Raw genomic sequence first — 11,777 nt, forward strand, 5'->3', positions numbered from 1 at the left:
ACTCCCTGTCTTTGCATGTTTTATAAGTTTGGAACTTTAATCACTTCACCAATACGCAATTGAGTATTCGTTTGAATATCATTCATTTCAGCGAGTTTTCCAGTATCCACACCATAACGGTTTGCCAAACCAATCAAGGTATCACCGCGTTTAATTTTATAGTCAGCCACTGTTTTAGGAACCACAATCTGTTGACCTACCCGTAAACTTGCACGGGCATTTAAATCATTTAGCGCAGCCAATTCAGCCACCGACACTCCAGACCGACTCGCAATGGCATTTAAAGACTCACCGGGTTTTACCGTATAGGCTTCAGTATTGCGCGATGGTTTCGCGGCTTTGGTGCTTGGTGCATCCACCTTTATTTCAGGCTTTGGCAGATCACCTTCAATTTTTAAGCGTTGCCCGACCCGTACATTTGAAGTCCGCGACAAACCATTTAAAGTCGCTAAATAGTCCAACTGTAAGTGATATTTTTTCGCAATGCTGCTGAGTGTTTCACCCGATTTCACCACATGGGTATCACTCTGTTTTTCAGTACTCTGCTTTTCTGCACTGGCTTTTTCAATTTTTGCTTCGATCTTACTTACGACAGGTTCTTCACCGCTCAGTTTTAAACGCTGCCCCACACGTAGTCCCGTATTACGATTAATACCATTGATATTAGCAATATAGTCCATGCCTAAATTATATTTCGCAGAAATGGCAGATAAACTATCACCCGATTGCACCGTGTAACTCTCGGGAACCGTTGAACCCGCAGGAATTTTAATGGTTTGCCCGACTTGTAAACCACGGCTATTAGAAAGTTTATTAAGCTGTGCCAATTCAGTTAAAGACATTTTTGATTGTGCTGCAATGCTATACAAAGTATCGCCACGTTGTACCTGATAATTTTCAGTTTTATACGATGGTTCTACAATTGCTGCATCCACTTTAACAGGGGTAGATTTTTCTTCCTGTTTACTGTCTACCTTGGTATCTACTTCCTGTAATGGAACATTAATTTTTTGTCCCACCATTAAATGACTGCCCGAAGTTAAACCCGTGGTTAAGTCTGCCAATTCTTGATTAGACAAGGCATAACGGTCTGCAATCAGTTTTAAGTATTCACCGCGTTTAACCACATAGGGCTTGGTCTTTACTTTAGAAACTGGGCTTGCACTGCTTGCCTTATTTTCTGTTTTATTCGAATTTGCCGAAGCGGTTTCTTTTAATGCTAATTTTTGCCCAACACGCACGCCACTATTTACAGCCAAATCATTGTAATCCGCCAGTTGTTTGACCGACAGACCAAATTGGCTCGCAATGCCCGTTAAGCTATCATTGGCTTGCACCACATAGGTTTCAGGTGCTGCTTTGGTCTTAGGCGGTGTAGATGATTCTGTATTTTGTGGCTTCGCATCGTATAAATAAATACTGGTTCCGACATAGAGCGGTGAACTTGGGTCAATCTGATTCCACTTCGCCACATCACGCCAATTCAAACCATTTTTCATGGCAATCACTGCCAGCGTATCCCCCGGAAGCACCGTATAGGTACTGCGCTTGCCTTTAGGCGGCACGACAACAATTTCTGAATCCGTCTTCACGTAATTTTTACCTTGGTTACGTTTGGCTTCGTCAGAATCCGCTTTGGTATTTTCAGCTACGCCTTTTGGATACGAGAATCCTTTGGTTAATTCCTTCCCTTGTTGCTCGGCAACAGACTGACTGGTTTGAATCGCAGTTAATTTGATTTTACCGTCAAAAGGATCAGTAATTTCTGTACCTTGCGGTGCGATTGCTTTAATTTCTTCGACCACTTTGTCTTGTTCAGCTTTACTGGCGACGGGCTGAAGCACTTGCTCTACGGTTTTATTTTCACCTTCAGCTTTGACTGCTGCCAAAATCTGTTCACGCTCACGTGCAGATAACGGTGGCTCAACGCTCACAAGTTTAACATTGGCAACTTGAGTGACCGCAACAGGAATACGTGGTGCACTTGGAATATCACTATTTGCAGCAAAAGATGCCAATGCTGCCGAACCTTGAGGGGTAGATATCCGCTTAGTTGAGCTTTGTGTTGCCACCACAGGACTCACAGGTTTCACTGTGGTCGCGGCGACAGGCTGAGATGCTTTGGTTGTATTGGTCACTAACATTGGTGGTGCTGTTTTCACCGGATTAATCACTTGCGTATTCAGTTCAGGCGGATTACTTCTTTCTGGGGTAAAGGGCTGTGCTGCACTTGCCCATAAACTGCCCGAACTTGATTGTAATTTTTTGAGTTTTGTATCAATTGATGGACTTAAATCGGCAGGAATAATAATGCGCATTGGGCTTTCACTATCAATACGATCACCACGATGTCCCGGATTTAACTGATAGAGCTCTGCACGGCTTAAACCCGTAATCGCAGCAACCTCATTTAAACTGACTGCCCCAATCGCGACTTCCCTAAAATGCGGACGATTGGCAATCGGTGGCAATGACACACCATAAGCATTTGGATTTTTAATAATTTGCGCCACAGCCAAGAAACGCGGTACATAATTCATGGTTTCTTGCGGCAGTTTCAGTGACCAATAATCGGTTGGTAAACCTGCGGCTTTATTACGATTAATCGCTTGTTGGATACGACCAGGACCTGCATTGTATGCGGCTAAAGCCAGCTCCCATGAGCCAAACTGGTTATACAGCCCACCTAAAAACTCATACGCCGCACGGGTTGATTCAACCACATCTCGACGACCATCGTATAAACTGGTTTGTTTTAAACCATAAATACGTCCCGTACTGGGAATAAACTGCCACATCCCTGCGGCGGCTGCACTACTGGTCGCAGCGGGATCATACGAACTTTCAATAATCGGTAACAAAGCCAGTTCTGTTGGCAAACCGCGACGTTCAGCTTCTTTCACTGTGTGATAAAGATAGCGCGAAGCACGTGCGCTCAAACGATCTAAATATGGTTGACGCGAAATAAACCAACCACGTTGCGCCTCAATACGCGAGTCCCAATGCGTTTGATCCATTTTAAAACCGACCGTCATACGCTTCCAAACGTCACCGTGTTTTAAAATTAATAGACGATCACCCTCTACTGCACGCATATCGGTTGCAGAAAGTAAATCTTCTAAAGAATCCAAGCTATTGGCATCTAGATATCCAGAACCCACCAATTTTGATTTTGATCCTTGCGTTGCATTTTGGCTTGAGGAACAGCCCGTCAAACCTAAAGCAGCTAAGGCTGAACCCAATACAGTAATTTTTAAAAACTGAGGTAATGAAGGCTGATACAAAATCGCGGTTGGTTTATACATAAAGGAATCCAAACAACTCGTATAAAATTTATTTTTTAGATATGCCATTGTAGTGAAGCATGTCGTAGACACAAGGCTGTAATTTAGCGCTATTTCAGTATAAATGTTACAAGAAATTAAAAATTAACCATGTTAGACGGTTCTAAACTGCAATTGCGTTATACAATATACCACTCACTTTGTTTAATTTGACTCTCACTTGTTCGGATTTGGTTATATGACTCAAACAATTACACTCTATGTCGATGGTGCTTGCCGCGGCAATCCTGGTTTAGGCGGTTGGGGTGCATATGTCATTACTGAATCTGAAGAACACAAACTTTATGGTGGCGAACCACACACCACCAACAATCGTATGGAATTAATGGCGGCAATTGAAGGGATTAAATTTTGCCCTAACGATGCCAAATTGATTATCTGGACCGATTCGAACTACGTCAAACAAGGCATTACCGAGTGGATTCACGGCTGGAAAAAGAAAAACTGGAAAGATGTTAAAAATCCAGATCTTTGGAAATTACTGGATGCAACCTGCCAAGGTCGTGAAATTGAGTGGCACTGGATTAAAGGTCATGCAGGACATGCAGGTAATGAAATGGCAGATCAATTGGCAAATTTAGGGGCAGACCAAACCCTTGAGTCCATGAAAAATCCATCTGCAAATGCAAATCAAACACCCACAGTTGTTGTCGATATGGATAAAAAAAAAGATGAAAGAGATTGGTTGTTAGATGACCCTTTTGGTTTTGATTTAATGGATTCTGATCCACAAGATGACGATGAAATTTTAGAAAATGATGATCAAATTGCAGAACATTTAACAGTAGAAATTGCTCAGACTGAAACGGTGCAAGACGATATTATGCCTCAGCAAGAAGTTTTATCGAGCACTGCCACACCTTCTGCATCGGCGCATCCACACATTGTTATTACCCCTCGAAGCAAAGAGGTTTTTGGCCCACGTCAACTGATTTTAGATACAGAAACCACAGGTTTTTATTTCCAAGATACGGATCGTATTATTGAGGTCGGTGCGATTGAAATGGTGAACCGTAAACTTACGGGCAGCTCCATTCATATTTATATCAACCCGAAAAAACCTGTGGGCGACTCTGAAAATATTCATGGTATTTCAGATGCCTTCTTGCAAGACAAACCTGAGTATGCAGAAATTGCAGAGGTACTTTTTAATTATTTAAAAGGTGCTGAAATTATTGCCCATAACGCCACCTTCGATATGAACTTCCTGAACATGGAGTTTAAACGTGCAGGTTTTGTTGCCCTCTCTGAAGTCTGTTCCGTCACAGACACCTTGGCTATGGCAAAAAATAAGCATCCGGGACAAAAAAACTCCCTCGATGCTTTAGTGCGCCGTTATGAAGTTCCACAACGAGACCGTACCTTCCACGGTGCGTTACTCGATGCGGAAATTTTATCCGATGTCTATCTTGCCATGACAGGTGGTCAAGTCTCCTTCGATATGGATAGCTTGACTGAAAGTGAACAACAAGAAGCACAAACAGCACGCCAGCAAAGTGTACAGGTTGATCTACCAATCATTTATCCTTCAGCACAAGAACTTGATGAACATGAGACATGGATCAAACAATTTGAAGAAAAACATGGAATAGCCTGTCTTTTTGTAAAATAAAATCTACATTTCTAGTGTTTTTTGTATTTAAACGTTTAGCAGTTAAGTTATAGTTAAACGTAAAGAAGTTTCGCCTTAATTGGCTGCTCATAAACAGATAAAACCCTAGGAAAGGTGCAGATACATGTCTTACCAAACCTCTATTCATTTTGACCCAACTGCATTGCTGATAATAAAAAATGAGGTTGATAACTCAATTAAATTAGTTGAATCAGCGGTGAGTACTTTAGCAGAAGACCAAAGTTTACCTTTTGGTATTGATGATGCGCTCAATCAATTTGAGCAATGTGCTCAAGTCTTGGCGCTAATTGACATGCAAAGTTTGGCTAAAATTGCACAATATTCAGCTGAATTAATGCGTAAAATTATGGGGAATCCTGCGCAAATTAACACGCAAGAGGTGATTGCTTTAAGTGAAGGCACCACCATGTTGAAGCGCTATATCGAATTTATTTGCTTACGCGAAGTTAAAATTCCACAATTCCTACTCGACACCCTCAATCGTTTGGAAATTGTCTTGGGTAAGCCAATTACCCATGAAGGTCAGCATATCGAGTCGCTACTTGACTGCATCACCCCAGATTTTCAACTGCCTCAAGCACCTACATTAGAAAAATCTAAATATGTGCATCGCTTGTATAAATTATCTTTGAACAAGATGATTAAACAAGATGAAACTGAATTTGATCTTCAAGCCATTAAATTAGTCGGTGCATATTTAGCAGGTCTTGCTGAAAATACACCAAGTAAACAATATTGGAATTTGGTGCATGTCGCGTTTAATCAGATGGATCATTTGCTGCTCAATGACCCACGTTTACGCACCTTAGTCAGTATTGAAAGAAATATGGCCCAATATTTCAATGCACCTGATCGTTTCAAACCAAGTTTGTCCGATTTAGCCAATATTTTAAGTTTGTGTATTAGCCAAGAAGATGATGCTGCACAGCATATTCGTAACCAATTAAACATTGGTGACGACCATCTTACAGATACGCAATTACAAGTCTTCAGCCGTCATTTATATGGCCCTGATTTTGATACCATGCATACGATTAGTGAACTTGTGACCAGTGAAATGGCACAAATTCGTAACGACATCGAATACAACTATCAAAACATGACCGCAGAGAAAACTTCAGAATTACAACAGAAGTTAAACAATCTGGCTAATATTTTCAAAGTGTTAAATCTCAATGAAGCCTTCAATGATTTATCGCGCCAAGCCAGTTTGCTTAACGATGCAGAGGTGCTAAAAGATGAAGGTTTTGCACAACAATTGATGAATTGTATTTTATCTGCAATGAATTCAATTGGGGTCTTAGAGCGTCATCACACTTCAAGCCGTTTACAGCTTCGTGTCAACAATATGAATATTTCGTTAGATCGTTTGGACGAAGCACATGAAGCTTTACTCAATGAAGCGAAGATGCTGGTTGATCTGTCTAGTCAAACCTTAATGCAATATGCACAAGACAATAATCTTACGATAGTAGAAAGTATTCCGACCCAATTACGTGAAATTGGTGGTGCATTACTGTTCTTAAATGCTGAAGCAGGTCAAACGGCATTAAGAACTGCGGCTGATTTTATCCAACAGCAAATTGAAACGTCAGGATTAATCAACCCTGAACACATCAATTATACGCTCGACACTTTAGCCAGTGCCGATATGATGATTGACAATTTAAAATACAAACAGCCTGTATTACAGTCGATGTTTAATGTAGCATTGCAAAGTAGCGAAAAACTGAAAACTGTTGCCTAATGTCTGAATTATCACTTGCTTATATTTTTCATCAACATCAACTTTTAGTGGATGAAAACTTTCAACTTCCTCAAGTTGAAAGTTTAGCAAGTGATCTTTACTTTCAGGCAGGCGATCAAGTGATTGCCCGTGATTTACGTGAAGATGAAGCCATTCCTCAAGGTTTACAGTTGGTTCCCATCCGTCAATTATTGACGCTTTGGGATACCCAGCAATTTGAATATGCCAGTCGTGCAATTCAACTCTTAGAATGGCGTAGAAACCATAAATTTTGCAGTCATTGTGGGCATCAAACAGAAGCACATCCGACTGAACATGCCATGATTTGCCCTGCATGCCGCTATCATCAATATCCCCGTGTCCAACCTTGCGTTATCATTGTAATTACACGCGGTGATGATGAAATTCTGCTGGCAAAAAATGCAAAAAATACAACCGATATGTACGGTCTCATTGCAGGTTTTGTCGAAGTTGGGGAAACTTTGGAAGAGGCTGTACGCCGTGAAACCTTCGAGGAAATTGGATTAAAATTAAAAAATGTCCAATATCTTGCCAGCCAACCTTGGCCTTTCCCAAGCAATCTCATGCTCGCTTTTCGTGCTGAATATGCTTCTGGAGTAATCAAACTTCAAGAAGAAGAAATTAGCGATGCGCAATTTTTTAAATTTGATCAACTGCCTGAAATTCCATTTAAAGGCAGCATTGCATACGCGATGATCAAACATGTCATTGAAGGTCACCCTGTGGCAGATGACACTCGTGAATGGTTATAAATTAAGGTTTTAACGCTTCCTCTAAAACCGCCAAAATTTGTTTTTTGGTTTGGAAATAACGGCTAAACAAACTCGAAACCGATCCCATAATGGAAACATGCCCCGTACCAGAGATGGTAATCATTTGGCTATGATTACCCTTTTCCTGCAAAATACGATGAAAATCTTCTGAATTATTACGACCAACCACTTGATCATTCGATGCTAAAAAGAGGTAATGCTTAACTTCATTGGTTTCAACAAAATAATACGGCATGACATTTTGATAGGGTACGTTCTGATCAAATGCGTCTGCACATAAAGGATCATCTTTATAATCAAAATGATAAGGTCCCGATAAACCAATAATCACGCGAATTTGAGAACGACATTGCAAAGCATAAGGCTTCGGATGATAAATGGCCGACATCACATTAAAGGCACCCGCTGAATGCCCCATCAAGACTATTTTTTCAGTGCGAATCTTTAATTTCGTTTGATGCTGCGTCAGATAATTTAATGCCAAATTCAAGTCATCAATATAACTCGGAAAAACATATTTCGGTGCCAGATGATAATTAATGACGACAACATCATAGCCTTCTTTCGCAAAGGCTTCACCGACAAAGCGATAGTCTTTTTTGTCCCCATGCAACCATGCCCCGCCATGTACAAACACAATTAAAGGGCGTTGCTCACGTGCGACTTCGGCAGAAAAAATATCTAAGCGCTGTCGTGCTTTTAGACCATAAGCAATATTTTTATTCAGCGTATAACCCTTTCGAGGAGTTAAACGATTCAAGACATAACTACCAAAATCGTAAAGGCGGAACTCTTTATACAGCGTTCTCGCCAATTCTACTTTTTGATGCAACGTTTTTGTGATGACCCGAGTAACATTATTGAGCATTCGTAGGCTCTGCTTGATCTGGATCGATTGCTACAGGTGTTTGTTCAACAGGTTGCGCATTGACAACTGGACTGCTAAAGCTTGAAGTCACTGCACGTGATTGTTCAACATTATCAATCAAGGTAATAATTTTAGTAACATTACCCACTTGCTGAAGCACTTGATTAAGATCATTAATCTCTGCCTGATTTAAACGCCCCATCACGTACAGAATCCCATCTTCGGTATGGATACGCACTTTACTATCAGAGACCACCACAGCTTTCATAATCAAACCACGTGTATTTGCCGTCACCGTGGTATCTTGCATAATGCTGCTATAACCAATTTGATCGCCAACGGTAAGGTAATTATGTACCGTTTTAACATCCGTCATCGCACGTAAATTATCTTCCGCCAATTGCTTTAAATGCGCATCTGGCACTTGTCCTGTAAGCAGGACATTACCGTGAAAACTTTCAATATTTACACGAGATTGTTTAAAGCGTGAATCTAATTTATATAAATTAATTTTAGCAGTACGTTCTATAGAAGAATCAATAAATACCTGTCCAAGTGAACGAGCACCACTTTCTGTTCCAACTGGCGCTGACCCTGTACCACTTGATATAAAGCTCGCACAACCAGATAAACTTGCTACACACAGTAACGTCATTGCAATACGATTAAACACTCAGCAAGACTCCTAATCATCCATTTAAATTCTATTTTATTGCAATATTTATACTCTAATTTTGTTCAAAGATTAATAAACTCTTGATCAAAAGTAAAAGCATTTTCTATCCATTGCTGATCATAAGGGCATTTAGAAAAATCTTGCTGTATCTTTTTTGCAAATTGTTGGAAAAAATCAAAACAAATCACATCAAAACGGCAATAAAATTCTTGGAATTGTGGCTGTGCATTTAAAAAGCACAGTGCTGATTTCATAATCTTCTTTTGCTTTGAGGATGAAATCGTTTCACATGATTGTGCATATTGCGTCACTGAGCGTGCCTTGACCTCCACAAAAATCAACTCTTGATCCTTTTGTACAATCAGATCAATTTCCCCATAGCGGCAATGATAATTCGCAACAATCAAGGTAAAACCCTGCGCTTGTAATAACTTTAAAGCCTGCTGCTCTGCCCACTGCCCCAAGTTTAATAGGCTAGATATCGTCTCTAACATTACAACACCTTCAAACCTTTTTGAGTATTTTCATAACAATGTGGTACACGATGAATTTGATGATCACTCAGTTGAATCAGTCCTGTACGTCCCTGAAACTCAAGATTTCTCAAATGAGGCGTTTGTAAATACTGCTGGCTAATCTGCCAAGCATCGCCACCAAATGCTAATAATCGCTGATAGGACATCGCAACGGGGTTCTGTTGATAGGCATGTATCAGATCGGGCCAGACACGGCTATATAAAGCGGGTGCATCACAAAATTTCACGCCCTGAGGTATGGTTTGATCTTGTTCAATGGCATTGGCCAATACATAAATGTGCTGCGTGGGCAGTTTAATCAGGCTGTTTATCCATTCATGCTGACCAAGCAATAATAAACCCTGCTGCTTGGTCAGCTTTTGGGGCACTTCTTCCACAATGCGAATAGCATGCTGCGTTTGCCCCATTAACGACATCAAAAAAAGTTCAGTTTCAGCTTCCGATCCTTTTTGACGCAAAACATAGAGCTGTTTAATTTTATCTTGCTCGAACACTTGATTCAGTGCATCCGCATCTTGTTTTTTCGACAAACTAAATTGCCACACATTTTCCGCTTGGTTGCTGACATCGTTTAAAGCCAAAATACGCAGCTTGAGGTTCGCCTGCATTACAATATCCACGTCGCTACGCGCTAAAGGCCCAACAATCATTTGCGTGCTTTTGCTCACATGGCGTTTTAACAGTTGCGCCATAGATTTCTGATCTGAGTTTACAAATTTAATCGAGGTTTTTATGCCCGATGCTTGATAAGCACTCATAAAGCCCTGTTTGATACTCAATCCAGCTCGCGCCATAGGCCCCGATTCAGGTAAAATGACCAATACTTCGGCTTGTGCATAATTAAAAATGCCAAACAGGATAAAACCTATCAAATTCTTTTTATTATTCAACATTGGAAAAACCTTATGAGTGCTCAGTTATTTGTTGTAGCGACCCCAATTGGGCACTTAGATGACATTACTTATCGTGCTATTGATGTTTTAAAGTCAGTGAGTATTATCGCGGCAGAAGATACACGTACTTCTGCTCAATTATTAAAGCACCATAATATATCAACTCCACTCACTGCTTGTCATGAGCATAATGAAAGTAACAAAATTGATATTTTGATCCAAAGATTGCTGAACGGCGAAAACATGGCATTGATTAGTGATGCGGGTACACCGCTCATTAGTGATCCGGGTTTTAAATTGGTGCGTGCCGCACAAGACAATAATATCCGTGTTGTTCCTGTACCCGGTGCCTGCGCTGCAATTGCCGCACTTAGTTCGGTGGGTTTACCTAGCGACCGTTTTAGTTTTCAAGGCTTCTTGCCTTCTCGTCAATCTCAACGCCTGATTCAGTTAGAAAAGCTCAAAGATGAAACACAAACTTTAATTTTTTATGAAGCACCACACCGTATTTTAGAGTCAGTTAAAGATATGGCAGATGTTTTTGGGGCAGACCGCCCTGTGGGTTTTGCTCGTGAAATTACTAAAACCTTTGAAACCATTAAAAAAATGACCTTGGCAGATTTAATTCAATTGATTGAATCGGATCGTAACCAGCAAAAAGGCGAAATTGTTTTAGTGATTGGTGGTGCAACGCAAGAGAAGGATTTAGAACAAGAAAAACTAGATCAGTTATTAACGCGTTTATTGCAAGATTTATCGGTCAAAGCGGCTTCGCAACTGGCAGCGGACTTGACTGGCATTAAAAAGAAAGTGGCGTATCAACGTGCGTTGGAACTCACCAATAAAGTTTAAAGAATTAGTTCATCAAAACTAAAAAAGCATCACCGAAGTGATGCTTTTTTATATGTCTGACAACATGGAGCAAAAAAGGATTAGTCTTTTGCAGATTCGTCCGCAGGAACTTCCGTAATGCGTCCACCACGTGCCAGAAAAGCTGCAACTTCATCTTCCAATGCCTGACGTTGCTTCAATTTTGCTGTCACAGTCAATGTTTCAGCTTCTGCCATATCACCATCAGTTGCACTGTTTTCACTGCTGTCAGATGCACCTTTTTCAGCCGCTTTGGCTTCATCATCATCTACTGCTGTTTCTTCTACGTCATCGTAGTCATTCATATCCGTCATCTTTATTTCTCCCCACAAATGACTTCTCTTGATCCAATTTAAATTGGATGCGAATTAGGAAGAAATTTAGCAATCTCTGAGCATTTCGCATAGAGTTAAATA

The 11,777-nt window shown here is 40.6% G+C and carries 10 protein-coding genes; 4 read left to right on the forward strand and 6 right to left on the reverse strand.

The window, feature by feature from the left end:
- Window positions 1-20 precede the first annotated feature (20 nt).
- Window positions 21-3,305, reverse strand: a complete 3,285-nt coding sequence (locus B9T30_RS02315; RefSeq protein ID WP_086183593.1) for a lytic transglycosylase — start codon at window positions 3,303-3,305, stop codon at window positions 21-23.
- A gap of 217 nt (window positions 3,306-3,522) precedes the next feature.
- Here B9T30_RS02315 and dnaQ point away from each other — a divergent pair, with 217 nt between their 5' ends.
- From dnaQ to nudC, 3 genes are all read left to right on the forward strand, one after another.
- Window positions 3,523-4,956: a DNA polymerase III subunit epsilon gene (gene dnaQ, locus B9T30_RS02320; RefSeq protein WP_086183594.1), complete on the forward strand. Its 1,434-nt coding sequence runs from the start codon at window positions 3,523-3,525 to the stop codon at window positions 4,954-4,956.
- Window positions 4,957-5,080: 124 nt separating this feature from the next.
- Window positions 5,081-6,724, forward strand: coding sequence for a chemotaxis protein (locus B9T30_RS02325; RefSeq protein WP_086183595.1), 1,644 nt, complete (start codon window positions 5,081-5,083; stop codon window positions 6,722-6,724).
- Window positions 6,724-7,497, forward strand: a complete 774-nt coding sequence (nudC, locus tag B9T30_RS02330; protein ID WP_086183596.1) for an NAD(+) diphosphatase — start codon at window positions 6,724-6,726, stop codon at window positions 7,495-7,497. The genes B9T30_RS02325 and nudC overlap by 1 nt, the downstream gene beginning before the upstream one ends.
- Before the next feature lies 1 nt (window position 7,498).
- On the opposite strand, the gene B9T30_RS02335 is transcribed toward nudC, so the two are convergent.
- From B9T30_RS02335 to B9T30_RS02350, 4 genes are all read right to left on the reverse strand, one after another.
- The gene (locus B9T30_RS02335) at window positions 7,499-8,386 is read right to left on the reverse strand and encodes an alpha/beta hydrolase (RefSeq protein WP_086183597.1); all 888 of its coding nucleotides are present in this window, start codon (window positions 8,384-8,386) and stop codon (window positions 7,499-7,501) included.
- Complete coding sequence (locus tag B9T30_RS02340; RefSeq protein WP_086183598.1) at window positions 8,376-9,059, reverse strand: BON domain-containing protein; 684 nt, start codon at window positions 9,057-9,059, stop codon at window positions 8,376-8,378. Before B9T30_RS02340 ends, B9T30_RS02335 begins: the two co-directional genes overlap by 11 nt.
- 65 nt (window positions 9,060-9,124) lie before the next feature.
- Window positions 9,125-9,556, reverse strand: a complete 432-nt coding sequence (locus B9T30_RS02345) for a YraN family protein (protein ID WP_086183599.1) — start codon at window positions 9,554-9,556, stop codon at window positions 9,125-9,127.
- Window positions 9,556-10,491, reverse strand: a complete 936-nt coding sequence (locus B9T30_RS02350; protein ID WP_086183600.1) for a penicillin-binding protein activator — start codon at window positions 10,489-10,491, stop codon at window positions 9,556-9,558. Before B9T30_RS02350 ends, B9T30_RS02345 begins: the two co-directional genes overlap by 1 nt.
- 12 nt (window positions 10,492-10,503) lie before the next feature.
- On the opposite strand from B9T30_RS02350, the gene rsmI reads away from it, so the two are divergent.
- On the forward strand, window positions 10,504-11,343 hold the full coding sequence (rsmI, locus tag B9T30_RS02355; protein WP_086183601.1) for a 16S rRNA (cytidine(1402)-2'-O)-methyltransferase: 840 nt from the start codon (window positions 10,504-10,506) through the stop codon (window positions 11,341-11,343).
- An 80-nt stretch (window positions 11,344-11,423) separates the two neighbouring features.
- Here rsmI and B9T30_RS02360 read toward each other — a convergent pair whose 3' ends face one another.
- On the reverse strand, window positions 11,424-11,675 hold the full coding sequence (locus B9T30_RS02360) for a hypothetical protein (protein ID WP_086164239.1): 252 nt from the start codon (window positions 11,673-11,675) through the stop codon (window positions 11,424-11,426).
- Between the last annotated feature and the right edge of the window lie 102 nt (window positions 11,676-11,777).

Source organism: Acinetobacter sp. ANC 4973 (assembly GCF_002135275.1).
Lineage (GTDB): Bacteria > Pseudomonadota > Gammaproteobacteria > Pseudomonadales > Moraxellaceae > Acinetobacter > Acinetobacter kyonggiensis.

Bases quoted from the DNA above. Each gene is read 5' to 3' on its own strand.
- B9T30_RS02315 (WP_086183593.1), bottom strand. From the start codon at position 3,305: ATGTATAAACCAACCGCGATTTTGTATCAGCCTTCATTACCTCAGTTT.
- dnaQ (WP_086183594.1), top strand. From the start codon at position 3,523: ATGACTCAAACAATTACACTCTATGTCGATGGTGCTTGCCGCGGCAAT.
- B9T30_RS02325 (WP_086183595.1), top strand. From the start codon at position 5,081: ATGTCTTACCAAACCTCTATTCATTTTGACCCAACTGCATTGCTGATA.
- nudC (WP_086183596.1), top strand. From the start codon at position 6,724: ATGTCTGAATTATCACTTGCTTATATTTTTCATCAACATCAACTTTTA.
- B9T30_RS02335 (WP_086183597.1), bottom strand. From the start codon at position 8,386: ATGCTCAATAATGTTACTCGGGTCATCACAAAAACGTTGCATCAAAAA.
- B9T30_RS02345 (WP_086183599.1), bottom strand. From the start codon at position 9,556: ATGTTAGAGACGATATCTAGCCTATTAAACTTGGGGCAGTGGGCAGAG.
- B9T30_RS02350 (WP_086183600.1), bottom strand. From the start codon at position 10,491: ATGTTGAATAATAAAAAGAATTTGATAGGTTTTATCCTGTTTGGCATT.
- rsmI (WP_086183601.1), top strand. From the start codon at position 10,504: ATGAGTGCTCAGTTATTTGTTGTAGCGACCCCAATTGGGCACTTAGAT.
- B9T30_RS02360 (WP_086164239.1), bottom strand. From the start codon at position 11,675: ATGACGGATATGAATGACTACGATGACGTAGAAGAAACAGCAGTAGAT.